Origin of the sequence: Streptomyces fragilis, from assembly GCF_003112515.1 — a bacterium.
In the GTDB taxonomy this organism is placed as follows: domain Bacteria; phylum Actinomycetota; class Actinomycetes; order Streptomycetales; family Streptomycetaceae; genus Streptomyces; species Streptomyces fragilis.
In genome coordinates this window covers 94,059-119,857 of sequence record NZ_BEVZ01000002.1, presented here as the reverse complement: position 1 = coordinate 119,857, position 25,799 = coordinate 94,059, and the positions used below count along the sequence as shown (strand labels likewise).

Here is a 25,799-nt window from a genome sequence, read left to right as displayed (position 1 = left end):
ATCCGCCTCGTGCGGTCTGTCAACGGGCCGTCGGCACCGGCACGGGGCAGTGGGCGTGCTGCAACAGGACCTCCGCGACCGGGCCGAGCGACGGACTGAGCCGGCCCGCGTGCTGCCGCGTCCCGATGGCCACGACGCCGACCTCGTGGGTGCCCTCCATCAGAGCATGGGCCGGACCGGTGCGGACCGTGCGGCTGGCGGCCGCCAGCCTCGCGCAGCCAGGTGATGCTGAACCGTGGGACGGCTTCTTCCGCCCGGTCGTGGCGGGCCTGGCGCTCCTGGCCGGGACTTGCCGCGGCAGTCAGCGACGGCAGTTCGGGGGTGATGTGCCGGTGCGTCGCTGAGTGCAGGACGCGCAGCCGGGCCCGCCACGTGCCGCCTCCTCGAAGGCGTCAGCGGCTGCGGCCTCGTCGGCATCGCTCCCCCAGGCCGAGCAGCACCTCGCGCTGCCTTTCGCAAGGAGTGGCTACCGCGGGCGACCACCAACGGACCGTGCACGCGTGCGGCCAGTCGCCGGCTCACCGAGCCGGCCAGTAAGCCGGTGACACTGCCGAGCCCGCGGGTGCCCACGACGGTGACGGCCACGCCTTCGCTCCCCGCTGCCAGTGTTGCGACGGCACCGCCCTCCACGGCGCTGGTCTCCACCAACAGCACCGAGGTGGCGTTCGTGGACCCGCTCGGCGGCCGGGGCCAGAACCGGCCCTCCTCGGCGCGGTCAACCACGGCGTAGACGATACGCAGCGCGGTGCCGCGGCGCACCGCCTCCTCGGCGCCCCAGTCCAGGGCGCCCAGTCCAGCGCCCGTACCGCGACCAGCGAGCCGTCCATTCCGACGACCACATGATCATCAGTCATTGCCCTGCTCCCGTCCGTTCCTCCCCCTGGAGGGGGCGAGTGCAGTAACGCACTGGTCGGCCGGTCGGGTGGACGTGGATGTGGTGACGTTTTCACGAACAATGCTCATCGTCCGCGAACGCCGCAGGCAGAGGCCGACAGAAGCCGACTGCACGCCGTCCGGCCCGCTTCGTCTGGCCGGTGGGCCCTGTGCCCCGACGGATGGGGGAACGGGAGGGACGAGACGTTCAGGCAGTGAGGTCCACGCCGTACAGGCTGCGTCCGCCGACGACCTCGCGACCGGTGACCAGCTCCGGCTCGATGCGGATGAAGACCTCCTGCGACGCGGGCACCCAGGAGACCGGTCCCGTGCGAGCGAGGCGCTCATGCTCGGCAGGGTCGGTCACCACCGACGCCGAGCCCGTCACGACGACGCTCCAGCCTGATTGCCGGACTGCGTCGACGTCGTCGGCCTCGAAGGCGACGACCGCTCCGTCGATCGCACGGACCAGTTCCGAAACCGCGGAGGTGCACAGCAGGACCGTGCCATCGCCATCCAGGCTGAAGTTGACCGGCAGCACGGCGGGCAAGGCCTGGCACGTGTAGACGATGCGGCCGACGGGCACCTTGGCCATCAGCCGGAGACACTCCTGCCGCCCGAGTTCGCGGAAACCGTCATTGGGGTCCATGAGCCAGCCCATCCTTCGCCTGGTACAGCATTTTCGCGTCCTTCCACCCTGGACCAGGTGAGGCCCGGAGGTGAGGGGCCATGGGTCCCGGCCATCCCGGAGAACGACCCGTGGCACACCCCGGTCGAGGGCCGTGAGGAACAGCCACGGGCCGTCGGCCCGTCGCGTTGGCAGAGGCGGTCGTGGGTGATGACGCCCCGCCCCATGGAACGGGTCCGGGTAGAACCGGGTGGCAGAGCACCGGCCCGATCCACCCTTTCATCTCTGCCCGTTCCCCCTCATGTCTGCTCGGCCCGCGCTGAGGCCGCAGGACCGTCGATGTGGAAAGCCATGCCCTTCGGAGGGACACGCGGGCGAGTCACCATCCGAAGTGGCGTCCTCACATGAGGCGGCGAGTTGCGTCCCGCGACCACAGCAGCCCTGGTCGCAACGCCGACCCTCGCAGCCCCGCCCATCCACGCTTTCGTACAGCCACGGGCCTGTCAGCCAACGGTCAGATCCCGGCGCACAAGCGTCCCCGACCGCCCGTGCACGATTTCGTAGGCCGCGTCGCGGGCGCCGATGGCGGCCAATGCTCCGGTGCGTTCGACGAACCGGGCTGCGGCCTCCGCCTTGGGGCCCATGGAGCCGGCCGGGAAGTCTCCCCGGCGCAGGTCGTCGGGCGTTGCGTCGAGGATGGGCTGTGGGTCGCGGGTGCCGTAGCCGGCGTAGACGCACGGCACGTCGGTGAGGATGAGCAGGAAGTCGGCCCCGAGGTCTTCGGCGAGCAGGGCCGCCGTGAGGTCCTTGTCGACGACTGCCTCAGCGCCGGTCAGTGCACCGGTGTCGTTGTCGGCGGTGACGGGCACGCCTCCGCCGCCGGCGCAGATGACCAGGGCACCGCTGCCCAGAAGTTCGTGAATGGTTTCGGTCTCCAGGATCCGTTCGGGCGACGGTGAGGGGACCACGCGGCGCCAGCCAGTGTCGTCCTTGGCGATGTGCCAGCCCTGCTTGCGGGCGAGCGCTTCGGCCTTCTTGCGGGAGCACACCTGGCCGACGAACTTCGTGGGCCGGACGAAGGCAGGATCATCGGCCCGTACGAGGGTGTGCGTGACCAGCGCGGCGATCCGACGCCGCGGCAGTGCGTCGTGCAGCGCACGCACCAGCAGCGAACCGATCATGCCCTGTGTCTGGGCGCCGAGCAGGTCCAGCGGATACGGAGCGCTCAGCCCCGGATCGGCGGCGCTCTCTTCGGCGAGCAGACCGATCTGCGGTCCGTTGCCATGAGTGATGACGATCTCGTGTTCGAGAGCGAGGCCGGCGATCGCGGTGGTCACCCGGTCGATGTTCGTCTCCTGCACGTCCGCGTCAGGGCGTTCGCCCCGGTGCAGTAGGGCATTGCCGCCGAGGGCGATGACGATGCGCATGGGTTTGGTCCTCCAGGGTGGCCACGATGAGGGCGCGAGGGTGTGCAGCCGGTTGTCGGCCTGGCCCGAGGCGGGCGAAGGCACAAACCCTGGCAGTTCCCCCGTCTGGGTAGCAGGTATTCAGGAGGTGACGGGTCGGCCGGGGACAGCGGTCGAGCGGGGCGGGCGGTGCGTACAGGGGTGCCCGGGTGGCCGGTGGCTGCCGGCGTCCTGCCGCGGGCTTGCGCTGTGGCTCCGGTTTCTCCTGTCCGTCGATGTAGGGGTCCGCTCGAGTCAGCGGGGGGACTCTGGCTCTCGTCGGCGACAGGTCGTTGGTGCGCACGACGTCGCTGCGTCCCTGGCGTCAGTGCGTCGAGCGCTGCACTGAGCACGAAGGTGACCGCCGTGGAGCCCGCCAGGAGAACTGAGAAGCGCTTCCAGGGCTCTGAGGTCAGTGGCGTAGTCACCATGCCTCCCGTCGCCGCGTCGTCTGTCGTCTTCATCGAACATCCAGAACCCTTCCGGCAGAGGATGCCGAAGGACCCGGACATGGTGCCGGAGGGCCCAGCCACGGGGCGCCGCCGAGATCCCGACAGAGATGGGCAGACCGGCCCGCTCGGTGCTCAGATGATTCTTGAAGACGCAGGGCCCTTCGGCTCTGAGGCCCGACGGAAGGGCATGCGCACGGTATGCGCAGTCTGCGTGTATCGGTTCAAGCCATTCGACAACGGCATGATCTGCGCCTCCGCGCAGGCCGACATCCGGACACGGTGATCCCCATCGAGGCACTCGCTGGGTTCCGCGACCGTCTCGTTCTCCAACTGGCCGGTGTGCTTAGCGAATGTACGCATTTCGAGTGACGCGACCCCTGCCGCGTTATGCCATCTTCTTCCGGATGTGACCCAGGTGCCGACGTGCCCGGGCGCTGGTATGGGAGGAGCGGGAATGAGAGTGGACGGACTGCGGCGAGTCCAGGCTGTCGTGGTGGCGCTTGCTGCGGTGGCCCTGCTGGCCGGCTGCGGAAGCGGCGACGAAGCGACCGGAGACGGCGGAAGCGGCGCCGTGACCGAGGACTCGGCAAAGGGGACGGCGTCGGGAAGACCGAACGACGGCCCGCTGAACGCTGCTGCCCTCGAGAACGCAGCGGTCACCGAAGCGGACCTGCCCGAATACACTTTCACCGTCTTCAAGCAGGGCACCGTCCTCGGCAGCAAGGGGAAGCCGGCCAAACCGGCGGCCTGCCAGCCCATGGAAGACATCCGGCTGCGCTCCCCCGAACCGGCACCGACCGCTGCGGCAGCCCGCTCCGTCCACCCGAAGACGGACACGAAGGCCACCGACATCACGCTGTACGCCTACGCCAAGGCGGCCGACGCAGAGGAACTCCTCACCCGTGTCCGTGACGCGGCGAAGAGCTGCACCGGGTACGAGGACGACATGGGCCTCAACCCGACCGTCACGGCCCTCCCTGTCCCCGACCCGGGTCCGGCCGATGAGGCGTTTGCCTTCAAGCGGGAGTCGTCGGGAACAGCGCACTGGTACCAGGTGGTACGTAGCGGCTCCAATGTAGCCGTCTTCAACTGGCAGGGCCTGGTCGCACACAAGAGCGCGGGCGAGGCCCCGGACGAGGTGATCACCGCCCAGCTTGAGAAGCTGACGGAGACAGCGGGTACGGGCTGAGTTTCTTCAAGGCGCGGATTTCTTCCCGGTTGTCCATACGGCCACAGTAGGCGTGCCGCGCGTTCCCTGAGAGACCCTGCTGTTACCTCCATAGGCAGTAACCCCCGACGCTCCCCTGCACGACACTGTGCGCACGTCAGGGCAACCGCACTCCGGTGAGGAGGTTCAGCTCGTCGAGCAGGGCATCCTGGAAGCCGGGGTCGGAGGCGGCCGCAATGGGCGCCCGGCGGCGCCGGTGGAATCGTCGACGACTGGGCACGGCGAATCGCCGACGACCTCACGCGCGGCAGCATGGGCGACTGACGCGGTCCCCGCCCCCCAGGCTCCGGTCCGCCGCGGCAAACATCCGCACAGACAGGAGCCGTCGGCAGCGTGCTGATGGACCCGCTGATGGTGGAGCGACCGACAACCAGCACTGGATGTCCCCGGCCGTGTCCTTCTCGGCCTGGACGACCCGCAGCATGCGCGAGAAGGCTCCGTCCAGAGCCCCGGCCTGCGGAAAGGCGTGCACAAGGTCTGCCGGGAGCCGTACCGTTCCGGCACATCGCGCCAGGCCGATCCGGTCCCCGGTTTCCACGCGATCCCGTTCAGCACCACCCGGTCGTCCGAACGAGGCCGTCCCGCGACCCCCGAACTCGGCGGTAACCGCGACAACACCGCCCACTCGGCAACCGAAAACTCATGACGACGCACCATGACAAGCACGGCCCCTCATGCCATGGAGACTTCTGCAGACGGTTCCCGGCGCCGCAGCGGGCGGCCGGGCATGCGGCTTCACGAGGCGGCGCGCTCTGTGCCGGTGTCGGCGGTGGCCGGGAGGTCTGCCTACAACCAGGCAGAGAGCGGGCGGCTCGACGGGCGAATCGTCGCCGTTACGGACGCCGCGCCTTCTTCGAGGAGGGCAACCGCGCCAGCAGCCGGGTAGGGCCACGGGTTCACGGCCATGGCCGGCTCGGGATGACGCGGCACCACGGGCGGCCGTGTGACGGCCAGGGCCGTCATGTCGTCCAGGGCGGGTCGAGGAGGCTCGGCCGGCCGTGCACGGTAGCGCCCTTGCCTCACCGGCCGGGCACTACGGCGAGCGCCTTCGCCACGTCGGCCGCCCAGCTCTCCACGGCGTCGAAGTCGCGGAAGTCCCCGCCCTGCCCGTTGCGCAGGATCATACGAGCCATCCACCCCTGCGCGCCCTCCTGCAGGCAGCCCCCGAAGGTGACGTGTCCGTAGGCGTCCAGCCGTGTCATGGCCCTGTGGACCCAGGGCACGGGAGGTATCTCCCGCTGCGAGGCCGTGGAGTCGAGCGGGCCGCTGCTGAAGAACCACAGCGGACGCGCCGCCAGCGCCCGGCGGTGGCGGCGGACGAAGCGGCGGGCGTCCTTGTGCCATTGGCCGAGGTACAGCGCGCCGCCGACCACCACGGCGTTGTACGCGGCCACGTCGGTCACCGATGCGGCGGGCAGCGCCTCGGCGTCCAGGTCCGCCTCCTGCAGTGTCCTGGCCACACTCTCGGCGATGCGTGTCGTCGATCCGTTGGTCGTCCCGTAGGCGACCAGCACCTTGGCCGTCATGACGGTCCCTCCTTCACAGCCGGCGCAGCCAATCTTCGCCGCCTCCGTGGGCAGCCGCACTCTCGGGCTTCAACCGGGAGTCGTCGACGCGGTGGCCGAGCTGATCGACGACGGCGACGACACCGTCGATCTTCCGGGCCATGGACACGGCGGCCTCCGCCTCGCTCCGGCGCTCCAGGCGTCCCCGCAGGGTGACGACGCCCTCGGCCACGAAGACGTCGACGGCCCGGGAGGACAGCCACAGTCCGTTCTCCACCACCTCACGGATCACCTTCTCCCTGAGGGCCTCGTCGGTGCTCAGGAAGACCTTCAGCAGGTCGCGTCGGGTGACGATGCCGACCAGTCTGTCGTCCTCGTCCAGCACCGGCAGCCGGTCGACGTGCCGCCGCACCATGGTCCGGGCGGCCTCGGCGACGCTCTCGTCGGCGCGCACGGTGACCGGCGAGGGGGTCATCAGGCCGCCCGCGGTACGAGCCCGGGCCTTGGCCGCGTACCGCCGGGCGGCGGGCGTCAGGGAAGGGAACCGGAACCTGCGGGCCGGTTCGTAGGGAAGGGGGGCCTTCGCCTGGTGGGCCATCAGGTCCGACTCGGAGACGACGCCGATGACGTGCGCCTCCTCGTCGACCACGGGCAGTCCGCCGATCCGGTGTTCGGCGAGCAGCCGGGCGACCTCCTTGAACGGGGTGTCGTACCCGGCCCGGACGACGTCGGCGGTCATGACCGCACCGACCTTGGTCTGCTTCATTGCGGTTCCTCCTGGACGTGAGCGGTGCCGAGACGGGTCATCGCCGGTTCGGCGCCGGCCGTGTCCGCACGTCGAGCACGGTGACCCCGGCCGGGAACGGCGGGGACGGGACGGAAGTCGCCTCAGCGAGGACGCCACCCTGGGCGGGTCCTGCTGACGGCGGAGGCGACGGACGGGTCCGGGACCAGGACCGCGATCCGCCGATCATGGGTCGGGCACGACGACGACGGGGCACTGGCCGTGGTGCAGGACCTGGTGGGCGACGCGCCCCAGATGGGGACCGAGGTGTTTCGGACGGCGGCGGCCGATCACCAGCAGGCCGGCCTCCTGGGAAGCGGCAAGCAGCATCCTTCCTGCCGAACCCTCGACGGTCCGCCGTCGCAGCTCAAGGTCCGGTGGGGCGTCGGCGAGTGCGGCGCGCAGCTGGCCGGCGGCGCGTTCCGCGTGCATCCGCTCCGGGTCACCCGCGAGCAGCGGGTGGTCGGCCGTCCGGTGAGAGGGGCAGCGCCAGGCCCGTACGGCGGTCAGCGGGACCTGGCGCAGTTGTGCCTCCTCGAAGGCGAAGCGCAGCGCGGCCGTCGGAGTCTCGGTCACCCCGACGACGACGCCGGTGTGTCGCGCGTCAGGGTTCCGGTCGCCGCGGGCCACGACGACCGGACAGTGCGCGCGGGTGGCCACGCTGAGGCTGACGGACCCCAGCAGGGCGTCGGCGACGGCGCCGCGCCCGCGGGTGCCGACGACCACGGCGAAGGCGGAGCGGCTCTCGTGGATCAGAACGTACTCCGGTTCCTCCACGGTCACCTCGGTGGTGACGGAGAGGCCCGCCCGGCGTCGCCCCGCCCGCAGCGCGGCGACGCGGAGAATGTCCTCGCCGCTCACTTCTCCAGGCAGCTCGCGGACGTCCTCGGCGAGTGCCGGCCCCTCGTAGCGTTCCCAGAGGGAGGCGTGGACGAGCCGCAGGGGCAGGCCGTGCAGGGCGGCCTCGTCGGCCGCCCAGTCGACGGCCCGCAGGCTCTGCTCGGAGCCGTCGACGCCGACGACCAGGGGCAGGCGCATGGTGCTCATCCTCCGGTCCCGAGGTCGAAGACTATGCGGGCCTTGACCTCGCCTCGCAGGACCTCGTCGACGGCCTCGTTGACCGCGGTGAGCGGCCGGGTCTCGTGGACGACCCGGGTACGGCCTGCGGCGTGCAGGCGGAAGACCTCGTCGAGGTCCTGGCGGGTGCCGACGATGGAGCCGATCACCGAGGTGCCGTTGAGGACGGTGTCGAAGATCGGGATCTCGAGCGTGCCGTGGGCGGGCAGGGCCACCATGACGAGCTTTCCTCCGCGTCGCAGGCCGGAGTTGACGGCCGCGAAGGCGGCCGGGTTCACAGCGAGGGCGAGGGCGGCGTGGGCGCCGCCGTGCCGCTTGAGTTCGGCGGCGACGTCCTGGGTGCGGGCGTCGATGACGATGTCGGCGCCGAGTTCCCGGGCGAGTTCCAGCTTGTCGTCGGTGACGTCGATCGCGGCGACGGTGGCGCCGGCGATCTTCGCGTACTGCACGGCGAGGTGGCCGAGGCCGCCCACGCCGGATATGGCCACGAGTTGGGCGGGGCCGACGCCGGCGACCTTCAGCGCCTTGTAGGTGGTGACGCCCGCGCAGGTCAGCGGGGCGGCGTCGAGGGCGCTGACGCCGTCGGGCACGGCCTGGGCGAAGTCGGCGCGGGCGAGCATCTTCTCGGCGTACCCGCCGTCGCAGCCGTAACCGGTGTTGACCTGGCTCCCGCACAGGGTCTCCCAGCCGGACAGGCAGTGCTCGCACCGCCCGCACGCGCTGCCCAGCCAGGGGACGGCCACGCGTTCGCCCACCGACAGATGGGTGACGCCTTCGCCGAGCTTCTCGACGATGCCGACGCCCTCGTGGCCCGGTACGAACGGCGGGACCGGCTTGACGGGCCAGTCGCCGTGCGCGGCGTGGATGTCGGTGTGACACAGTCCGGACGCCTCGAGGCGGATGCGGACCTGTCCGGGCCCCGGCTCGGGGTCCGGGCGCTCCTCGATGACGAGCGGCGCCCCGAACTCCTTGACCACTGCTGCCTTCATGGTTCTCTCTCCTTACTTGCCGGCCGCGTCAGTCGTGGGGGACGACGGCGACGGGTGCGACGGCGTGGTGCATGACCGCCTGGGCGACGGACCCGATGTGCGCGCCCAGCGGGCCGCGGCGGATCCGGCGGCCTACGACGACCAGCGAGGCCTCGTCGGAGGCGTCGATCAGGTGCTCAGCGGGGCTGCCCAGGCGGCACGCCTCGACGACCTCGACGTCCGGGTACTTCTCGCGCCACGGCCGGAGCGTCTCGCTGAGCGCGGCGGCCTGCTCCCGGGTGATGTCCTCCAAGGGCACGACCGCGGGAGAGGCGCTGTACACGTAGTAGGGCGCCAGGTTCCAGCCCTGGACGACCACGAGCGGGGCCCGTCGGCGCAGCGCCTCCTCGAAGGCGAAGGTCATCAGCTTCTCGTCGGGGCCGCCCGTGGCCAGTCCCAGCACGACGGGCCGGAAGCCGGTGGCCTCGGACGGCCTGCCGGTGGCGTCCTCGATGTGCTCGTCGGCGGCCTTTTCCCCGGCCCGGACCAGGATCACGGGTGTCCCGGTACGACCGACGACGGAGCGGCCGACGGACCCGACGAGGAAGCCGCCGATCCCGCTGAGCGCCCGGGATCCGAGGACCAGCAGCTCCGCGCCACGGGCGGCGTCGACGAGCAGTTCTCCCGAGGAGCCGCTCGGCTGCTCGGTGCCCACCTCGACACCGGGGTACCTGGCCTTCAGGTCCTGGGCGGCCTCGCGGGGCAGACGTTCCGCCCAGTGGCGGTGCGTCTCGAGCGCCTGGCGCAGGGACTCGCCCATCGGCTCGGGCATCGGCTGCCGGACGTGGACCAGCCTCACCTCCGAGCCGCGCAGCGCGGCCTCCCGGGCGGCCCAGTCCGCGGCGGCGCGGCTCTCGGCCGAGCCGTCGAATCCCACAATGATCGTTCCGGGCATGGAGCCCACCTCCTGAAGGTGTGGTGCGTGTTCTGTACGGGTGTTCCGGTCGGCGGACCGGTGTGACGGGCCGGTGTGACGGGCCGGTGCGGTGGGCCGTGCCCTCTCCACCGCACCGGCGGGGTTCAGCGCAGCCACCCGTGGTCGCGGACGACGGGGAGCCGGGCCCACAGCCGGCCGAGGCCGAGGGCGTCGCCTGCGGAGGCGGCGGCCAGGGCGACGAGCAGCAGCGCGTAGATCAGGTGGTAGTCGACGAACGGGTTCGTCGACATGCTCGGGGAGCCGTCCGACAGGTACTGGGCGGGCGGCCACTCGGCCACCCACATCAGCGCCATCATCACGGTCCCGGCGAGGGCCGTGAGGCGCATCGCGACTCCGGCGGTCAGCGCGAGGCCGATGCCCAGCAGGCCCAGCATGAACAGCCAGTCCGCCCAGGCGGCTCCGGCCCACGCGTGGAAGGTGGTCTCCATCGGCCCGACGGAGACATGGCCCAGGAAACCCTCGGTGGGCGAACCGCCGTCGACCCATGCCTTGCCGGACGGGGTGGCGTAGCCGAGGCCGAAGGTCTTGTCGAGGAAGGCCCACAGGAAGACGAAGCCCATCAGCACGCGGGCCGCGGCGAAGGCGTAGGCCCGTGCGGTGAGCACCTCGACGCGCGCTTCGGTGCGTGCCGCCGGGGCGGTGCCGGAGGCGGCGGAGTTCCGGCGGCGGCGCAGGGACGGCAGGTGCCGGCCGGCGCTGCCGTTCGTGTGCTGGTGCACGGCCATGATGGGTTTCCCTTCGTGGGGTCCGGTCGTTCCTGACGCCACTCACTCTCCCGCCCGTCCGCTCCTCGCACCGGGTGCCGCAGGGGCCACGGCGGGGTGCTGAACGTCCCTTGCCGGCCGGGACGTTCGGCGCACTCACGCGCCGGGCCGGCCCCGCCACAACGTGAAGCGCCGCCCGGCGGGGCCGGGCGGCGCGAGGGTCGGGCTGGGGGTGGGCGGGGTCGGGGAAGGCGTGGACGGGTGGGCGTAGACGACGTCCGGGGCGGGTGTCGTCGGGGCCGCGGCAGGCGTTCGTCCGACGCCAGGCCCGCAGGGCTCGGGCTCGGCCTGTGGGCTGGTCACCGTGCGGCGTGGGACCACTGGCGAGTTCGCGCGGGCCGGGCCGGCAGCAGGTCCGGCGCCGGCACGGTGAGGGCAAGGGTCCCCGGCGCGGGCGGTCCTCGGCCATGCGGCGTCCGGCCCGCGCGGGCGTGGCGGCCCGACGGCCCTCCCCCGTCACCCCTGGTCGATCTCGTGTGCGGCCGGAACGCCGGTCAGTCGTGCGGAACCACGGCCACCGGGGCGGCGGCGTGGTGCAGCAGTGCCTGGGCGACCGGGCCGATGTGGGCGCCGGCCGCCGCCCGGCGGATCCGACGGCCGACGACGACCAGCGCCGCGTCGCCCGACGCCTCGATCAGGTGGGATCCGGCTCCGCCGACGACGGCTTGCGCGATCACCTCGACGTCGGGGAACTTCTCCCGCCACGGCCGCAGCACCTCGGACAGCTCGCGCGGAGCCCGCGCGGCCATGCCCTCGCGCATCTCGGGCATGAGGTCTCCGCCGTAGAAGTAGGGCGGGATCGTCCAGCCGTGCACGACCCGCAGGGGCGCCCCGCTCCGTGCGGCGGCCTCGAAGGCATAGGCGATCACCTCGTCACCGGGCTTCTCCAGGTCAAGGCCCAGGACGATCTCCCCCGTGGCCGGGACGCCGGCTCCGTCGCCCGCCGGCCGCTCCGCCGGTTCCTCCGCGTACACGCCCGGCCGCACGACGACCACCGGCCGCTCGCTGCGGGCCAGCACCGCCTGGGAGAAGGAACCGAGCAGGAATCCGGCGATCCTCCCCAGACCACGCGAGCCCAGCACCAGGAGCTCGGCGTCCTCCGCGGCATCCAGCAGCGACGAGACAGGCTGTCCGGTGGTCTGCCGGCTCTCGACCCGCAGCTCGGGGTGACGGCGGACGAGATAGGTGCGCGCCTCGTCGAGGAGCCGCGCGGAGTAGGCCTGCCGCAGGTCACTCGGCGGCATCGGCGCAGCCAGGGTCACGGAGACGTGGACGGCCGGCTGCCAGTCCTCGGCGTTGACCAGCAGCAGGGGCAGGTCACGCCGGAGCGCCTCGCGGGCAGCCCAGTCGGCGGCGGCCAGGCTCTCCGGTGAGCCGTCCAGGCCGACGGTGATGGTGCGGGTCATGGGGACCTCCTTCAGACTCCTCCGAGTCTTCGCTTCACCACCCCACCGTCGGCAGGGGCCACTGGTCCCACCTCGACGGCCGAGGGTCCCCGCCCGTGGGCCCGGGGGTCCTGCCCGTGGGCCCGGGGTCCCCGGCCTCGGCGGCCGCCGGGTGCGGTGGGGTCAGTCGGTCCGCTGCCGCAGGCGGTCCTTCGCCTGCGTGGCGATGACGGCGGCCTGGATGCGCCGCTCGACGCCGAGCTTCGCGAGCAGTCGGGAGATGTGGTTCTTCACCGTCTTCTCGGCGAGGTAGAGCCGCTGGCCGATCTGCCGGTTGGTGAGCCCGTCGCCGATGAGGGCCAGGATCTCCCGCTCCCGCTCGGTCAGCCCCGCCAGCTCGTCCTGCTGCTCCTCCTCCTTCTTCTCCGGTCCGCTCCGCAGGCGGGCCATCAGCCTGGCGGTGGCGCTCGGGTCGAGCAGCGACTGGCCCCGGGCGACCGCGCGCACGGCCGACAGCAGGTCGGAGCCCTGGATCTGTTTCAGAACATAACCGGACGCGCCCGCCATGATCGAGTCCAGCAGCGCCTCCTCATCGTCGAACGAGGTCAGCATCAGGCAAGCCAGCTCGGGCATGCGCGACCGCAGTTCGCGGCAGACGGTCACCCCGTCGCCGTCCGGGAGACGCACGTCGAGCACGGCGACGTCCGGTCGCAGGGCCGGTACGCGTATCAGCGCCTGTTCGACCGTGCCGGCCTCGCCCACCACGGACAGGTCCGGCTCGTCGTCCAGCAGGTCGCGCACCCCTCGCCGTACCACCTCGTGGTCGTCCAGCAGGAAGATCCGGATCGGGTCCCCGGTACCGGGCCGCTCGGCGTCCGTCATGTCATGCTCCCTGTGTCGCGTCGTGCGGGTGCCCGTTGCGGGACCTGGAGGATGGTACCCGCGGCCTCTTCCCCGCCGCGAGCTCTCCCACCGTGGGCTGTACCACCGTGGGCGAGGGCGGCCCGGCCCGGAGACGAACCTCAGCCGGAGATCGGCGGCACCTGGGTCGGCACCCACCCGGACGTTCTCGAGCTGCTCGCCTCACCGAAGGCGCCCGCTTGCACCGCCTCCTCGGCCCCGAACAAGGCGCAGGTCGTCTTCCGGGAACGCGCTAGGCAATACAGCTAGGGAGTGTCCGACCGATGAGCGCGGGAGAAGGAGCGGCGTCCGGTGCGTGCGATCGCAAGGCACCGGCGCCCTCGTAGCGGAGCTGCCAGGGCGGTTCGGCAACGCCGCGAGCGTGCGTGTCAGACGCCGCGACGCCGCGGGCATTGGTCAGACACCCCCTAGTCCCGTCGGCGGCATGGAACCGCTCGCCAACCGTCGCTGGGGCCACTTCGGTGACCGCACCCGGCAGGTCCTGCACGAGGAGGGATTCCCTGACGACCACACGCCCCCGGAGCACCCGGCATCAGTCGCCCCCAGCGAGGGCGCCCTCGCTCTGCTCGCCGCTCAGGCAGTCACGGGCACCGGGCTGCGCGCCGAACACCTCCAGGGTCCCTGGCTCGGCGGCCTCACGGCCAAGCCCTACCCGGCCGTGGCCTGACGACCGGATCGGGGGAACGCGCAATCGCGCGAAGCTGGATCAGGGCCTGGGGTCGGTTCCGTGCGGCCCGGAAGGGCGTATCGACCGGGACGGACAACCAGTCCAATGGTTCCGCTCTTGGAGTCTGACGCCCACGCATCATCCTCAAAGGCAGTCGGCAGAACCTACAGGCAGCACGTCCGGCGACAGCGTCCCCGCCTGTGCCGTCACACTGGTCATCCTCTTGCGGTGGTGACGCCGGCACAGGACCTCGTAGCCGATCTCGTCGGGCTGGTTGGCGACGTCGCCCACCATGACCTGCTCGCCCTCGACCACCATCACGCCGCCCACCGTGCGCGCGTTGTGCGTGGCCCGGGCGCCGCACCAGCACAGCGCCTCGACCTGCAACGTCTCGACCCGGTCGGCGAGTTCGATCAGCCGCTGCGAACCGGGGAAGAGACGGGTGCGGAAGTCGGTGGTGATGCCGAAGGCGTAGACGTCCATCTCCAGGTCGTCCACGATCCGCGCGAGCTGGTCGACCTGCTCGGGGGCGAGGAACTGCGCCTCGTCCGCGATCACGTAGTCGACCCGGCCACCGCGCTGGAGCCGGTCCACCACGTGCCCGTACAGGTCGAACCCGGACCCCGCCTCGACCGCGTCGGTCACCAGCCCCAGACGCGACGACAACTTGCCCTCACCTGCCCGGTCGTCACGGGTGAAGATCAGCCCCTCCAGCCCGCGAGCGGAACGATTATGTGCTATTTGTAGCGCCAAAGTTGACTTTCCACAGTCCATCGTTCCGGAGAAGAAGACCAACTCAGACATCAGCAACGCGGGTCCTTCCCCGACGAACCTACGTGGACAACGCCGTCAGCGCGGACAAGACCGCAGCCCAACCGGCCAGCACCGTCCGCCGCCCGACCAACCTGTGGCGAATACCCAAGAGAGTCGGTCGACTTGCCGCAGTCCATCGTCCCGGAGAAGAACACCAGCTCTGGCATGACAGGTCGAGGGCCTTTCGGTCAGGTCGGCGCGCCGGGAAGGGGGACGGTGGCGGGGGGCGAGGAGATGGGGAGGCGGGGGAACGGGGGACGGCGTGCGGCCGTCAGGTGCGGACTTCCAGGAGCGGGACGAGCTGCTCGGCCGGGGTCATCGAGCCGTGGTTCCCGGTCATCAGCGACTCCTTCGGCTCACGCCGGGAGGCGATCAGCAGGACGTCGTCCCGGGCGGCCGCGATCACGTCGCCGAGGCGGGCGTACACCCGCTCGTCGATCCGCGGGCCGAACCAGCCGGCCTCGATCGCCTCGTCCCGGGAGGCGATCCAGAACTGCTCGCCGAGGACCTCGCGCCACACGGTGAGGACGTCGCCGGCCGCACCCGGCACCGCGTAGACGTGCCGGGCGCGGCCCTCGCCGCCCAGCAGGGCGACGCCCGCCTTGAGCTCCCAGTCCTCGTCGACGTCGATGCGGTGCTCCTCGTCGAAGGGCACGTCGATCATGCCGTGGTCGGCGGTGACGTAGAGGGCGCTGCGGGCCGGCAACTGCTCGGCGAGGCGCTGCACCAGCCGGTCGACGTAGCCGAGCTGCCCGCGCCAGGTGTCGGAGTCGACGCCGAACCGGTGCCCGGCGCCGTCCACCTCGGAGTAGTACGTGTAGACCAGGGCGCGGTCGCCCGCGGCGAGCTGTTCGGCCGCGAGGTCCATCCGCTCCTCGCCGGCGAGGCGGCCGTGGAAGGTGCCGCCGCTGAGCGCGACCTGGGTGAGCGGGGTGGAGGCGAAGGCCGGCGACGACACCTGCGCGGTGTGCACGCCGGCCGCCTCCGCCATCCGGAAGACGGTGGGGTGGGGCTGCCAGTCCGCGGGGGACGTCCACGGGTTCCAGCGGAGCTGGTTCATCAGCTCGCCGGTCTCCGGGTTGCGGACCGTGTAGCCCGGCAGGCCGTGGGCCCCCGGCGGCAGGCCGGTGCCGACCGACGCCAGGGAGGTGGCGGTGGTGGCGGGATAGCCGGCCGTCAGCGGGCGGCCGGTGCCGCCGCGCGAGGAGGCCAGCAGGGACGTCATGAAGGGCGCCTCGTCCGGGTGCGCCTTCAGCTGCTCCCAGCCGAGGCCGTCGATCAGGAAGACGCAGGCCCGGTCGGCCGGCGCCAGCTCCGGTATGGCGGCCGCGACGTCCGGCACGCCCATCCCGGCGGCCAGGGTGGGCAGCAGGTCGGCCAGCGATCCGCTGCCGTACTGCGGGACGGGCGCGGAGGACAGGGGCAACGGCTCCGGATGGCCGGGGGCGGAGGCGGCGGTGGCCCGCTCCCAGTCGTCCCATGCGGCGTGGGACATCAGCGGGCGGTGTCCGCGATCGCCTCGGAGAGCGCCTGGGCGAAGGCGAGGGCCTGGGCGACCGTCTCCGGGCCGTCCCCGGCCTCGCTGACGCGCAGGGTGAGGTCGTCGGCGGTGGAGCTGCCGGTGTAGCCGTGGTCGGCGTCGCAGTTGGGGTCGCCGCAGGCGGCGGGCTCCAGGTCGATGCGGGCGACCGCGCCCCAGCCGATGGTCAGCACGACCTCGCGGGGCATCCGGCCCGGCGTGTACGTCTCCGGGTCGGCGACGACGCGGCTGACCACCACGGAGGCGATCTTCTCCAGCTTCACCGACTCGGTGGACGTCGTCGCGTACGGGGAGGGCGAGGTGCTGTCGGCGTTCTGCTCGTCGGTGTGGCTGACGATGAAACGGTTGCCGGTGAGCACCAGCACCGTCACGTGGCGGCGGACCTCGTTGGCGTCGAACGTGGTCTCCTGATGGACCAGGAACGACCGGACGGGCTCGCCGCCCACGGCGGACTCCACCGCCTCGGCCACGAGGGCCGGGTAGTAGCCGCTGCGCTCGATCGCCGCGCGCAGCCCCTGGGTCGTCGTACTGGTCTTGGCCATGCCGTCCATCCTACGGCGGCGCACGGACTGTCCGGACCGCCCTGGAGCGCTCCGGTCCGTCCCCGCGGGGTCCTGGGCCCGGCCGGTCAGTACTCCGGCAGCGTACGCGGTCCCTGGTCGTCACGGGCGGGCGGCGGCGCCAGCCGTACCGAGGCGCCGAGCACGCTCACGCCGCGGGGGGCGACGACCACGGGCTCCAGCGTGACGGCCACCACCTCCGGGTGGTCGTCCACCAGCCGGGACACCCGCAGGAGCAGCTGTTCCAGGGCGTCGGTGTCCACGGGGGCGGCTCCGCGCCAGCCGAACAGGAGCGGGGCGGTGCGCACCGAACGGATCATCGAGGCGGCGTCCCGGTCGGCGACCGGGATCAGCCGGTGCGAGAGGTCGCCCAGCAACTGGGAGGGGGCGCCGGCCAGGCCGAAGGAGAGGACCGGCCCGGCGGCGGGGTCGATGACCGCGCGCACCACGGTGTCCACGCCGCGCGGCGCCATCTGCTGGACCACCGGCCGGACCTCGTCGGCCCCGCCGAACAGTTCGGCCAGCTCGGCGAAGGCGCGGCGCACCTGCTCCTCGTCGGCGAGGTCGAGGCGGACGCCGCCGAGGTCGGCGCGGTGCCGCAGGTGGGGGGCGGTGGTCTTGAGCGCCACCGGGAAGCCGAGCCGTCCGGCGGCGGCGACGGCCTCGTCCGCGGTGGGCGCGGGGACGGCGCGGCGCACCGGGATGCCGTAGCGGCGCAGCAGGGCGCGGGTGTCCTCGGGACCGAGGTCGGGGCCCAGGGCTCCGGGGACGGCGTCCGGCCCTGGGATCCGGGGGTACGCGACGGCGGTCCGGGCGTCCGGGACGGCCGGCCGGGCGTCCGGGACGGCGATGCGGGTGTCCGGGACGGCGATGCGGGCGTCCGGGCCGCTTCCCTCGGCCGGGGCGGTGACGGCGGTGCGGGCGAGGAGGGTCTCGACGAAGGCCGCGGTCTCCTTCTCGTCGATGTCCTCGAACTCCGGCACCCTCCCGGAGTCCGCGGCCGACCGGCGCCAGTCGGCGTAACGGACCGCCTCGGCGAGGGCGCGGACCGCGCGCTCGGCGGCGGGGTAGGCGGGGATCAGCCGCTGGCGCGTCTCGTCGGGCTTCGTTCCCCCGGCCTCCGCGTCCGCCGGGGTCCGCGGCGGTGCGGCCTCTCCGGCGAGCCGGGCTCCCTCGCCGGAGAGGGGCCGGGGCGCGGTGACCGCGGCGGCGGAGAGCGCCTCGGCGAGACCGCCGAGCTCGACGTGCACCACCAGGACGGGCTTGTCGGGCGCCTGCGCCCCCGCGCTGCGCAGCGCCTCGGCGAGTTCCGCATCGGCTGCCGCGCCGCCGACGCCGGTCGCCTCGTCGATGCGCGGGATGGCGGTGACGACCACGGCGTCGCAGCCCGGGTCGGCCAGGGCGCGGGAGAGCGCCCGGTGGAAGTCGTCCGGGGTGGCGGCCGTGGTGAGGTCCAGCGGGCGCAGCGGCTCGAGGCCCTCGGCGAGGCAGGCGTCGTAGGTGAGCAGGCCCAGCGACTCGGAGTTGCCGAGGATCGCCACCCGCGGCCCGGCCGGCAGCGGCTGGCGGGCCAGCAGCAGCCCGGCGTCGACCAGTTCGGTGATGGTGTCGACGCGGATCACCCCGGCCTGGCGCAGCAGCGCGGAGACGGTGTCGTGCGGCAGCCGGGTCGCGCGCACGGCGTGCCCCTGCGGCACGCCGCTGTGCCGCGCGCCCTGCACCACGACGAGCGGCTTGGCGGCGGCGGTGCGCCGCGCGAGGCGGTTGAACTTCCGCGGGTTGCCGATGGATTCGAGGTACATCAGCGCGACGTCGGTCTCCGGGTCGTCGTACCAGTACTGCAGCACGTCGTTGCCGGAGACGTCGGCGCGGTTGCCCGCCGAGACGAAGGTGGAGACGCCGGTGACGCCGGTGACCCCGCCGTCGCGCCGGTGCAGGCGGGACAGCAGGGCGACGCCGATGGCCCCGGACTGGGTGAACAGGCCGATCCGTCCGGCCCGGGGCATCTCGGGGGCGAGGGAGGCGTTGAGGCGGACCCCGTCGGCGGTGTTCACCACGCCGAACGCGTTGGGGCCGATCACGCGCATGCCGAACGCGCGTGCCCGGCGCACGAGTTGGCGCTGCCGTTCGAGCCCTTCGGGTCCGAGCTCGGCGTACCCGGCGGAGAGCACCACCATCCCCTGCACGCCGTGCGCCCCACACTCGTCGACCACCTCGGGCACCCGGTCGGCGGGCACGGCCACCACGGCGAGGTCGACGGGTCCGTCGATCTCGGCCAGCGAACGGCGCGCGGGGACGCCGTCGACGTCGGCGAGGTCCTCGGGGAAGGAGGCGTTGACGGCGTGCAACGAGCCGGTGAAGCCGCCCTCGCGCAGGTGCTCCAGCACGCCGCGGCCGACGCCGCCGGGCGAGCGGCTCACTCCGATCACGGCCACCGACCCGGGCGCGAGCAGCCGGCGCACGGAGCGCGCCTCGGCACGCTGTTCACGGGCCTGCTGGACGGCGAGCGAGCGGCCGGTGGGTTCGAGGTCGAGGTGGAGGCGGACCACGCCCTCCTCGAAGCTGCGTTTCTGCGCGTACCCGGCGTCCGTGAACACCTTGATCATCTTGGTGTTGCCCGGCAGCACCTCGGCGGCGAAGCGGCGCACGCCCCGCTCCCGGGCCACCGCGGCGATGTGCTCCAGCAGCGCGGAGGCGACCCCGCGGCCCTGGTGCGCGTCCTGGACCAGGAAGGCGACCTCGGCCTCGTCGGCGGGCGCGGAGGCGGGCATGCCGGCGGCGTCGACCCGGTCGTAGCGGACGGTGGCGATGAACTCGCCGCCCACGGTGGCGGCGAGGCCGACCCGGTCCACGTAGTCGTGGTGGGTGAAGCGGTGCACGTCCTTGGCGGACAGGCGCGGGTACGGCGAGAAGAAGCGCAGGTACTTCGACTCGTCGGAGACCTGCTCGTAGAAGCTGACCAGGCGCTCCGCGTCGTCCGCGGTGATGGGCCGGACGTGGGTGATGCCGCCGTCGCGGAGCACCACGTCGGCTTCCCAGTGTGCGGGGTACTCGTGACGGTCCGACGGGCTCTGCATGCGGCAAGCCTACGGCTCCCGGCCCCGAACGGGGTGCGGGGCGATGCGCATGAAGCACGCGGACGGTGACGGTGACGGTGAGGACAGGAGGTACCGGAGATGCCCGAACGCCGGGTCAGGGTGGCGGCGCCGCAAGGTCTGCACGCGCGGCCGGCCGCACGTTTCGTACGGGCCGTGCGGGACTCCGGGCTGCCGGTACGGGTGGCCCGGGCGGACGGCGCGGGGACGGGGCCGGTGAACGCCGCGTCGATCCTCGGGGTGCTGGGGCTGGGGGTGCGCCGCGGCGAGGAGGTGGTGCTCTCCTGCGAGGGCGCCGGCGCGGCCGGCACGGGGGCCGAGAGCGCCGAGAGGCTGCTCGGGGAACTGGCGGACCTGCTCTCCGTGGACCGTCCGGAGCGACCGGGTGAGGCGGAGCTGTGAGCGGGACGGGAACGGGGGCCGCGGCCGATATGCGCCGTGCCCGCAATGCGCCGCCCGGCATGAATCACCGCCCGGCACGAATGCACCATCGGCGTGAATGCACCACCGGCGTAAATGCAGCGCACAGTCGAAATCGTCCGACCCGCCGGAAAGGAACGCCGGACGACCGGACGGGAATTGTTCCCGCCTCTTGTATACGGCCCCCTTGTTAATTGCGGAGGCCATTCATGTTTACGGCATGTTGCGAGGTCCTCACGCCGTCCGGGCGCGCCGCCGCCCCGCGGTTCTGGCCGGGAATGCGCAGCCGGTACAGCACGGCCGAGCGTTCGGTGTGCAGGGCGGTCACCTGCCGGGCACGCTCGCCGTCACCCCGGGCCACGGCGTCCACGATGGCGCCGTGCTCGGCCCAGGTCTCGACGGGCGCGGGCAGCGGATCGAGCGCGTACATCCAGGCGATCTTGTGCCGCAACTGGGTGAGCGTGGCGGTCAGCGCGGCGCTCCCGCAGGCCTGGGCCAGCGTCTCGTGGAACCAGCCGCCCAACGACCGCAATTCCTCCCCGTACCCTCGCCGGGCCCGCTCCTGACCCAGCCTGACCAGGCCTCGGAGCACCTTCAGGTGGGCCTCGGTGCGCCGCTGGGCGGCTCTCGCGGCGCCCAGCGGCTCCAGCAGCAGCCGCATCTCCAGCAGGTCGGCCGCCTCCTGCTCGGTCGGCTCCGCCACGCAGGCCCCGGCGTGCCGCCGGGTGACCACGAACCCCTCGGCCTCCAGGGTGCGCAGCGCCTCGCGCACCGGGACGCGGGAGACGCCGTAGCGGCGGGCGAGGAGTTCCTCGGTCAGCCGGCTCCCGCGCTCGTGGACCCCGGCGACGATGTCGTCCCGGATCGCCGTGCATACCGAATGCGCGGGAATACGCATGCCGACCTCCGCCTCGATGAATAAGGCGACTCTAAGGCAATGGGCGTGAATTTCCGACGGGAAGTCGCACGGGAGAGGGAATTTTCGGCCGCTCCCCCGCCCGGTGCGCCCGGATACCGTCCGGAACGACGAAAAAGCCCCCCGTCCCGGAAACCGGGCGGAGGGCTTTCGCGTGGACGGCGTCAGAGGTTCACGGCGTCAGAGGTTCACGCCGTGGGAGCGGAGGTAGGCGACGGGGTCGATGTCGCTGCCGTACTCCGCGCCGCTGCGGGCCTCGAAGTGCAGGTGCGGGCCGGTGACGTTGCCGGTGGCGCCGGAGCGGCCGATGTGGGTGCTCGGGGTCACCGCCTGGCCGACGGCCACGCTGACCGAGGACAGGTGGCCGTACTGGGTGTACGTGCCGTCGTGCATCTTGATGACGACCTGGTAGCCGTAGGCGCCGCCCCAGCCGGCCTCGACGACGGTGCCGCGGCCCACGGACCGCACCGGGGTGCCGGAGGCGGCGTGGAAGTCGATGCCGGTGTGGCTCCCGGAGGACCAGATGCCGCCGCCGGCCTGGTAGGAGGTGGAGACGTACGACCCGGCGATCGGGCTGACGAACATGTTGAGGCGGCGGAGCCGCTCGCGCTCGGCCTCGCGGGCGGCGCGCTCCTCGGCGGCCTCGCGCTCGGCGCGGGCCTTCTCGGCGGCCGCGGCACGGGCGGCGGCCTCGACGGCGGCCCGCTCCTGGGCCTCGGCCTGCTCGTCGATCTGTTCGGCCACGCGGTCGCCGATGGTGACGACCGGAAGCAGGCCGCTGGTCTCGGCGGGGGCCTCCGCGGCGGTGGCGGGGGTTGCCAGGGTGCCGACGACGCCGGTGGTGGTGAGGGCGGCGAGGCCCGCCAGGCCGGCGGTGGTGCGGCTGGTCCGGCCGGGACGACGATGCCTGCCGGAGGCGCAGTTGAACGCCATGAAGTGGCTGAGTCCTTTCCTTCCCTCTCGCCGGCCGGGTTAGCTGTCGGGTTCGGAGCAGGAAGGTCTCCTACGGGTTCCTCCCGCGGTGCGGAAGGCGCCCGATTCACCCCAGGGGTACCGCTCGTGTGGGTCCCCGGCTCCCCTGGCTCGCGCCGTACGGGGATTAGGCGATGACTGCCCGGCGCCGCGGGTGCGGAGCACAGGTGTGGCGGGCAGCCGGATCGAAGCTAGTTGGGTGATCATTCGGATAACAAACGGATCAAGACTTTTGTAGCGCATGCCACAGGGCAAAACCGGACGCATCTACGCGCATCGAACGCGGGCGAACACGGGTGAACGAAGCGGGCCCCGGCGGCCGTAAGGCGCACCGGGGCCCGAACCCGCCCTCCGCGGGCCGCTACTCGGCGCTCACCACCGTGACCTCGCCGATGCCCAGCTCACGCACCGGGCCGGCGATCTGCGCGGCGTCGCCGACCAGGACCGTCACCAGACGGTCCACCGGGAAGGCGTTCACCACGGCCGCGGTGGCCTCCACCGTGCCGGTGGCGACGAGCTGCTGATAGAGCGTCGCCTGGAAGTCGTCCGGCAGGTGCTGCTCCACCTGGTCGGCCAGCGTGCCCGCGACCGCGGCCGCCGTCTCGTACTTCAGCGGGGCCACGCCCACCAGGTTCTGCACGGCGGTGTCCCGCTCGGCGTCGGTCAGGCCGCCCTCGGCGAGGGTGCGCAGCACCTGCCACAGGTCCTGCAGCGCGGGGCCGGTGTTGGGGGTGTCCACCGAGCCGCTGACGGCCAGCAGCGCGGCGCCCGAACCGTCGGGGGCGGAGCGCAGGACCTGCCCGAAGGCGCGCACGCCGTACGTGTAGCCCTTCTCCTCGCGCAGCACCTTGTCCAGGCGGGAGGTGAGCGTGCCGCCCAGGCAGTAGGTGCCGAGCACCTGGGCCGGCCAGACCCGGTCGTGGCGGTCCGGGCCGGTGCGGCCGATCAGCAACTGCGTCTGCACGGAACCGGGACGGTCCACGATCACCACGCGGCCGGTGTCGTCGGACGACACCGCCGGCACCGGGCGCGGGGCGGCCGGGGAGCCCTTCCAGGCGCCCAGGGTCTCGGCCAGCAGGGCGTCGAGGTCGACGCCGGTGAGGTCGCCGACCACGACGGCGGTCGAGGTGGCCGGGCGGACGTGCCGGTCGTAGAAGGCGCGCACGGCGGCCGCGTCGATCTTCTCGACGGTCTCCTCGGTGCCCTGACGGGGGCGCGCCATCCGCGAGTTCGCCGGGAAGAGCTCCTTGTAGAGCTCCTTGGCGGCGCGGCGGGCCGGGTTGGCCAGCTCGTGCGGGATCTCGTCCAGCCGGTTGCGCACCAGGCGGGAGACCTCGTCCTCGGCGAACGCCGGGGCGCGCAGCGCGTCGGCCAGCAGACCGAGCGCCTTGGGCAGCCGGGAGGCGGGCACCTCCAGGGAGACCCGCACGCCGGGGTGGTCGGCGTGCATGTCCAGCGTGGCGCCGCAGCGCTCGAGTTCGGCGGCGAAGTCCTCGGCGGAGTGCTTGTCGGTGCCCTCGGCGAAGGCGCGCGCCATGATGGTGGCGACGCCGTCCAGCCCGGCCGGCTCGGCGTCCAGCGGGGCGTCGAGCAGCACCTCGACGGCCACGACCTGCTGGCCGGGGCGGTGGCAGCGCAGGACCGTCAGCCCGTTGTCGAGGGCGCCGCGCTCGGGCGCGGGGAAGGCCCACGGCTTGGGCTCGCCGGCCTGCGGCCGGGGGTGGAACTCCATCGTGGCCAGGTCGGTCACTTGGCCTCCTCCTCTTCGTCCTCGTCGCCGTCGGCGTCCGCGCCCTCGGGAGTGATCGGTTCGTACACCAGGACCGCGCGGTTGTCGGGGCGCAGGCGGTTCTTGGCGACCTCCTGGACCTCCTCCGCCGTCACCTCCAGCACCCGCTCCACGGCGGTCAGCGCGAGCTGCGGGTCGCCGAACAGGACGGCGTAGCGGCACAGTTCGTCGGCGCGGCCGGAGACCGTACCGAGGCGGTCCAGCCACTCGCGCTCCAGCTGGGCCTGGGCGCGCTCCATCTCCTCGGCCGTCGGGCCCTCGGCGGCGAGCCGGGCGAGCTCCTCGTCGACGGCGGCCTCGATCACCGGCACCTCGACGTCGCCGGAGGTCTTGACGTCCAGCCAGCCCAGCGAGGGGGCGCCGGCCAGTCGCAGCAGGCCGAACCCGGCCGTCACCGCGGTGCGGTCGCGGCGCACCAGGCGGTTGTAGAGGCGGGAGGACTCGCCGTAGCCGAGGATGGTCAGCGCCACGTCGGCGGCGTCGCAGGCGCGGGTGCCGTCCTCGGGCAGGCGGTAGCCGGCCATCAGGGCGCGGGCCGGGACCTCCTCGCGGACCACCTCGCGGATCTCCCCGCCGATGACCTCCGGCAGCGCTCCGTCCCGCGGGGCGGGCTTGCCGTCGTGGGAGGCGATGGAGCCGAAGTACTTCTCGATCCAGGCGAGGGTCTGCTCCGGGTCGATGTCGCCGACCACCGACAGCACCGCGTTGTTGGGCGCGTAGTAGGTGCGGAAGAACGCACGGGCGTCCTCCAGGGTGGCGGCGTCCAGGTCGGCCATGGAGCCGATCGGGGTGTGGTGGTACGGGTGGCCCTCGGGGTAGGCCAGCGCGAAGATCTTCTCGAAGGCCGTGCCGTAGGGGACGTTGTCGTACCGCTGGCGGCGCTCGTTCTTGACGACGTCGCGCTGGTTCTCCATCGACTCGTCGTCGAGGGCGGTGAGCAGGGAGCCCATCCGGTCGGCCTCCAGCCAGAGCGCGAGCTCCAGCTGGTGGGCCGGCATCGTCTCGAAGTAGTTGGTGCGCTCGAAGCTGGTGGTGCCGTTGAGGGAACCTCCGGCCCCCTGCACCAGCTCGAAGTGACCGTTGCCCTTCACCTGGGCCGAGCCCTGGAACATCAGGTGCTCGAAGAGGTGGGCGAGGCCCGTGCGGCCCTGGACCTCGTGCCGGGAGCCGACGTCGTACCAGAGGCACACCGCGGCGACCGGGGTCAGGTGATCCTCCGAGAGCACCACGCGGAGCCCGTTGGCAAGGCGGTGCTCGGTAGCTGTGAGGCCTCCTGAGCCTGCCTCGGCTGTGGCCGTGTGACCCATGGGCATGTACGTCCCTTCGCTCGCCTGAAACTTGTCTGTCCGGACTGCCTGTCACTCTATGCAACCTGGGACGGTTGCCGTGAGGTTCCCGATACGTCGCATTGCCGCCCGATCCGGGGATAGTCCGCCCCGCGACCCCGATCGCCCCGGGACGGGCGGGTGTGCTGGGATGGGCGCCGTCCACCGACCGGCGTCGTCCGCCGTGAATGAAGTGAAAGGACGTTCCATGCGCAAGGCCTTGACCGCCGCCGCCCTTCTGGGACTGGGCGCTCTGCTCCTCTCCGGCTGCTCGGGCTCCGGCGCCGACGACGCGGCGAAGGGCACCGCCGTCCCGAAGGCCTCGCAGCCGGCCGAGAAGTCCTCGGAGGCCGCGGCCCCGGAGAAGGGGCTCGACGGCACCTGGCGCCCCATCAACGACAGCCCCATCGACACGTTGAAGATCACCGGGGACACGGTCACCACCACCGGTGAGCTCGCCTGCCCGGGCTCCCTCGAAGGCGTCGGCACCGCCAAGCCGCGGATCACCCTGGACTGCGCGAAGCCGGACCCCGACCGCACGAAGGGGAGCCTGAAGACGAAGTCCGACGGCTCGGCCGTCGTGATCGAGTGGGACGGGCAGGAATGGGGAGGAATGATCGACAGCCTGCGCCGGGGCTGAGCTCCGGGCGCCCGTCCAGGGGCGCCACCGGCGGG

General features: G+C 72.6%; 25 protein-coding genes and 1 riboswitch. Of the genes, 4 read left to right on the top strand and 21 right to left on the bottom strand.

From position 1 onward, the window contains the following. Positions 1-19: 19 nt before the first annotated feature. The 4 genes from Sfr03f_RS31020 to Sfr03f_RS02560 form a co-directional block, all read right to left on the bottom strand. A complete protein-coding gene (locus Sfr03f_RS31020) occupies positions 20-160 on the bottom strand; it encodes a hypothetical protein (protein WP_245967366.1) in 141 nt (46 codons plus the stop codon). Next, complete coding sequence (locus tag Sfr03f_RS02570) at positions 160-759, bottom strand: universal stress protein (protein ID WP_245967365.1); 600 nt, start codon at positions 757-759, stop codon at positions 160-162. The genes Sfr03f_RS31020 and Sfr03f_RS02570 overlap by 1 nt, the downstream gene beginning before the upstream one ends. A 322-nt stretch (positions 760-1,081) precedes the next feature. Next, complete coding sequence (locus Sfr03f_RS02565; RefSeq protein WP_108953390.1) at positions 1,082-1,522, bottom strand: pyridoxamine 5'-phosphate oxidase family protein; 441 nt, start codon at positions 1,520-1,522, stop codon at positions 1,082-1,084. Positions 1,523-2,004: 482 nt separating this feature from the next. Next, the gene (locus tag Sfr03f_RS02560; protein ID WP_108953389.1) at positions 2,005-2,928 is read right to left on the bottom strand and encodes a carbamate kinase; all 924 of its coding nucleotides are present in this window, start codon (positions 2,926-2,928) and stop codon (positions 2,005-2,007) included. A 930-nt stretch (positions 2,929-3,858) separates the two neighbouring features. Between Sfr03f_RS02560 and Sfr03f_RS02550 the strand changes: the two genes are divergently transcribed. Then, positions 3,859-4,587 (top strand): hypothetical protein, encoded by a 729-nt coding sequence (locus tag Sfr03f_RS02550; protein ID WP_159105519.1) that lies wholly within the window; start codon positions 3,859-3,861, stop codon positions 4,585-4,587. 165 nt (positions 4,588-4,752) lie between these two features. On the opposite strand, the gene Sfr03f_RS31465 is transcribed toward Sfr03f_RS02550, so the two are convergent. The 9 genes from Sfr03f_RS31465 to Sfr03f_RS02505 form a co-directional block, all read right to left on the bottom strand. Further along, entirely contained in the window at positions 4,753-5,283 is a 531-nt protein-coding gene (locus Sfr03f_RS31465) for a transposase (protein WP_281262830.1), read from the bottom strand. Positions 5,284-5,645: 362 nt separating this feature from the next. Further along, a complete protein-coding gene (locus Sfr03f_RS02540) occupies positions 5,646-6,152 on the bottom strand; it encodes a flavodoxin domain-containing protein (protein ID WP_108952047.1) in 507 nt (168 codons plus the stop codon). 13 nt (positions 6,153-6,165) lie between these two features. Continuing rightward, complete coding sequence (locus Sfr03f_RS02535; protein ID WP_108952046.1) at positions 6,166-6,897, bottom strand: CBS domain-containing protein; 732 nt, start codon at positions 6,895-6,897, stop codon at positions 6,166-6,168. Between the two features lie 204 nt (positions 6,898-7,101). Beyond that, entirely contained in the window at positions 7,102-7,953 is an 852-nt protein-coding gene (locus Sfr03f_RS02530) for a universal stress protein (RefSeq protein ID WP_108953388.1), read from the bottom strand. A gap of 5 nt (positions 7,954-7,958) precedes the next feature. Then, positions 7,959-8,981, bottom strand: coding sequence for a zinc-dependent alcohol dehydrogenase (locus tag Sfr03f_RS02525; RefSeq protein ID WP_108952045.1), 1,023 nt, complete (start codon positions 8,979-8,981; stop codon positions 7,959-7,961). Positions 8,982-9,009: 28 nt separating this feature from the next. After that, positions 9,010-9,915 (bottom strand): universal stress protein, encoded by a 906-nt coding sequence (locus tag Sfr03f_RS02520; protein WP_108952044.1) that lies wholly within the window; start codon positions 9,913-9,915, stop codon positions 9,010-9,012. A 125-nt stretch (positions 9,916-10,040) separates the two neighbouring features. Continuing rightward, positions 10,041-10,682, bottom strand: coding sequence for a DoxX family membrane protein (locus Sfr03f_RS02515; RefSeq protein ID WP_108952043.1), 642 nt, complete (start codon positions 10,680-10,682; stop codon positions 10,041-10,043). A gap of 533 nt (positions 10,683-11,215) precedes the next feature. Further along, entirely contained in the window at positions 11,216-12,127 is a 912-nt protein-coding gene (locus tag Sfr03f_RS02510) for a universal stress protein (RefSeq protein ID WP_108952042.1), read from the bottom strand. Between the two features lie 162 nt (positions 12,128-12,289). Then, a complete protein-coding gene (locus Sfr03f_RS02505) occupies positions 12,290-12,988 on the bottom strand; it encodes a response regulator (protein WP_108952041.1) in 699 nt (232 codons plus the stop codon). Between the two features lie 463 nt (positions 12,989-13,451). Between Sfr03f_RS02505 and Sfr03f_RS02500 the strand changes: the two genes are divergently transcribed. Next, the gene (locus tag Sfr03f_RS02500) at positions 13,452-13,694 is read left to right on the top strand and encodes a hypothetical protein (protein WP_108952040.1); all 243 of its coding nucleotides are present in this window, start codon (positions 13,452-13,454) and stop codon (positions 13,692-13,694) included. A gap of 144 nt (positions 13,695-13,838) precedes the next feature. On the opposite strand, the gene Sfr03f_RS02495 is transcribed toward Sfr03f_RS02500, so the two are convergent. From Sfr03f_RS02495 to Sfr03f_RS02480, 4 genes are all read right to left on the bottom strand, one after another. Then, positions 13,839-14,498: a thymidine kinase gene (locus tag Sfr03f_RS02495; RefSeq protein WP_108952039.1), complete on the bottom strand. Its 660-nt coding sequence runs from the start codon at positions 14,496-14,498 to the stop codon at positions 13,839-13,841. 280 nt (positions 14,499-14,778) lie between these two features. Next, complete coding sequence (locus Sfr03f_RS02490; protein ID WP_108952038.1) at positions 14,779-16,002, bottom strand: alkaline phosphatase family protein; 1,224 nt, start codon at positions 16,000-16,002, stop codon at positions 14,779-14,781. After that, positions 16,002-16,589 carry a DUF5998 family protein gene (locus Sfr03f_RS02485; RefSeq protein ID WP_108953387.1) on the bottom strand — a complete coding sequence of 196 codons (588 nt, stop codon included), beginning with the start codon at positions 16,587-16,589 and terminating at the stop codon, positions 16,002-16,004. The genes Sfr03f_RS02490 and Sfr03f_RS02485 overlap by 1 nt, the downstream gene beginning before the upstream one ends. A gap of 86 nt (positions 16,590-16,675) precedes the next feature. Further along, the gene (locus tag Sfr03f_RS02480; protein ID WP_108952037.1) at positions 16,676-19,684 is read right to left on the bottom strand and encodes a bifunctional acetate--CoA ligase family protein/GNAT family N-acetyltransferase; all 3,009 of its coding nucleotides are present in this window, start codon (positions 19,682-19,684) and stop codon (positions 16,676-16,678) included. A 99-nt stretch (positions 19,685-19,783) separates the two neighbouring features. On the opposite strand from Sfr03f_RS02480, the gene Sfr03f_RS02475 reads away from it, so the two are divergent. Continuing rightward, positions 19,784-20,104: an HPr family phosphocarrier protein gene (locus tag Sfr03f_RS02475; protein WP_108952036.1), complete on the top strand. Its 321-nt coding sequence runs from the start codon at positions 19,784-19,786 to the stop codon at positions 20,102-20,104. A 208-nt stretch (positions 20,105-20,312) separates the two neighbouring features. Here the strand turns inward: Sfr03f_RS02475 and Sfr03f_RS02470 are convergent, their stop codons facing one another. The 4 genes from Sfr03f_RS02470 to Sfr03f_RS02455 form a co-directional block, all read right to left on the bottom strand. Continuing rightward, positions 20,313-21,020, bottom strand: a complete 708-nt coding sequence (locus tag Sfr03f_RS02470; RefSeq protein WP_108952035.1) for a GntR family transcriptional regulator — start codon at positions 21,018-21,020, stop codon at positions 20,313-20,315. A gap of 198 nt (positions 21,021-21,218) precedes the next feature. After that, positions 21,219-21,971, bottom strand: coding sequence for a M23 family metallopeptidase (locus Sfr03f_RS02465; protein WP_108952034.1), 753 nt, complete (start codon positions 21,969-21,971; stop codon positions 21,219-21,221). 13 nt (positions 21,972-21,984) lie between these two features. Beyond that, positions 21,985-22,154: riboswitch (cyclic di-AMP (ydaO/yuaA leader) on the bottom strand. Between the two features lie 217 nt (positions 22,155-22,371). After that, positions 22,372-23,760, bottom strand: coding sequence for a M16 family metallopeptidase (locus Sfr03f_RS02460; protein ID WP_108952033.1), 1,389 nt, complete (start codon positions 23,758-23,760; stop codon positions 22,372-22,374). Further along, positions 23,757-25,112, bottom strand: a complete 1,356-nt coding sequence (locus Sfr03f_RS02455; protein ID WP_108952032.1) for a M16 family metallopeptidase — start codon at positions 25,110-25,112, stop codon at positions 23,757-23,759. The genes Sfr03f_RS02460 and Sfr03f_RS02455 overlap by 4 nt, the downstream gene beginning before the upstream one ends. 220 nt (positions 25,113-25,332) lie before the next feature. On the opposite strand from Sfr03f_RS02455, the gene Sfr03f_RS02450 reads away from it, so the two are divergent. Beyond that, the gene (locus Sfr03f_RS02450; protein WP_108952031.1) at positions 25,333-25,764 is read left to right on the top strand and encodes a hypothetical protein; all 432 of its coding nucleotides are present in this window, start codon (positions 25,333-25,335) and stop codon (positions 25,762-25,764) included. The last annotated feature ends 35 nt before the right edge of the window (positions 25,765-25,799 follow it).

Excerpts from the sequence above, each read along its gene's own strand:
- Sfr03f_RS02500 (WP_108952040.1), top strand. The coding sequence starts at position 13,452 with ATGGAACCGCTCGCCAACCGTCGCTGGGGCCACTTCGGTGACCGCACC.
- Sfr03f_RS02520 (WP_108952044.1), bottom strand. The coding sequence starts at position 9,915 with ATGCCCGGAACGATCATTGTGGGATTCGACGGCTCGGCCGAGAGCCGC.
- Sfr03f_RS02505 (WP_108952041.1), bottom strand. The coding sequence starts at position 12,988 with ATGACGGACGCCGAGCGGCCCGGTACCGGGGACCCGATCCGGATCTTC.
- Sfr03f_RS02535 (WP_108952046.1), bottom strand. The coding sequence starts at position 6,897 with ATGAAGCAGACCAAGGTCGGTGCGGTCATGACCGCCGACGTCGTCCGG.
- Sfr03f_RS02465 (WP_108952034.1), bottom strand. The coding sequence starts at position 21,971 with ATGGCGTTCAACTGCGCCTCCGGCAGGCATCGTCGTCCCGGCCGGACC.
- Sfr03f_RS02560 (WP_108953389.1), bottom strand. The coding sequence starts at position 2,928 with ATGCGCATCGTCATCGCCCTCGGCGGCAATGCCCTACTGCACCGGGGC.
- Sfr03f_RS31465 (WP_281262830.1), bottom strand. The coding sequence starts at position 5,283 with ATGGTGCGTCGTCATGAGTTTTCGGTTGCCGAGTGGGCGGTGTTGTCG.
- Sfr03f_RS02525 (WP_108952045.1), bottom strand. The coding sequence starts at position 8,981 with ATGAAGGCAGCAGTGGTCAAGGAGTTCGGGGCGCCGCTCGTCATCGAG.
- Sfr03f_RS02480 (WP_108952037.1), bottom strand. The coding sequence starts at position 19,684 with ATGCAGAGCCCGTCGGACCGTCACGAGTACCCCGCACACTGGGAAGCC.
- Sfr03f_RS02495 (WP_108952039.1), bottom strand. The coding sequence starts at position 14,498 with ATGTCTGAGTTGGTCTTCTTCTCCGGAACGATGGACTGTGGAAAGTCA.
- Sfr03f_RS02565 (WP_108953390.1), bottom strand. The coding sequence starts at position 1,522 with ATGGACCCCAATGACGGTTTCCGCGAACTCGGGCGGCAGGAGTGTCTC.
- Sfr03f_RS02470 (WP_108952035.1), bottom strand. The coding sequence starts at position 21,020 with ATGCGTATTCCCGCGCATTCGGTATGCACGGCGATCCGGGACGACATC.
- Sfr03f_RS02510 (WP_108952042.1), bottom strand. The coding sequence starts at position 12,127 with ATGACCCGCACCATCACCGTCGGCCTGGACGGCTCACCGGAGAGCCTG.
- Sfr03f_RS02490 (WP_108952038.1), bottom strand. The coding sequence starts at position 16,002 with ATGTCCCACGCCGCATGGGACGACTGGGAGCGGGCCACCGCCGCCTCC.
- Sfr03f_RS02485 (WP_108953387.1), bottom strand. The coding sequence starts at position 16,589 with ATGGCCAAGACCAGTACGACGACCCAGGGGCTGCGCGCGGCGATCGAG.
- Sfr03f_RS02475 (WP_108952036.1), top strand. The coding sequence starts at position 19,784 with ATGCCCGAACGCCGGGTCAGGGTGGCGGCGCCGCAAGGTCTGCACGCG.
- Sfr03f_RS02450 (WP_108952031.1), top strand. The coding sequence starts at position 25,333 with ATGCGCAAGGCCTTGACCGCCGCCGCCCTTCTGGGACTGGGCGCTCTG.
- Sfr03f_RS02515 (WP_108952043.1), bottom strand. The coding sequence starts at position 10,682 with ATGGCCGTGCACCAGCACACGAACGGCAGCGCCGGCCGGCACCTGCCG.
- Sfr03f_RS02455 (WP_108952032.1), bottom strand. The coding sequence starts at position 25,112 with ATGCCCATGGGTCACACGGCCACAGCCGAGGCAGGCTCAGGAGGCCTC.
- Sfr03f_RS02530 (WP_108953388.1), bottom strand. The coding sequence starts at position 7,953 with ATGCGCCTGCCCCTGGTCGTCGGCGTCGACGGCTCCGAGCAGAGCCTG.
- Sfr03f_RS31020 (WP_245967366.1), bottom strand. The coding sequence starts at position 160 with ATGGAGGGCACCCACGAGGTCGGCGTCGTGGCCATCGGGACGCGGCAG.
- Sfr03f_RS02540 (WP_108952047.1), bottom strand. The coding sequence starts at position 6,152 with ATGACGGCCAAGGTGCTGGTCGCCTACGGGACGACCAACGGATCGACG.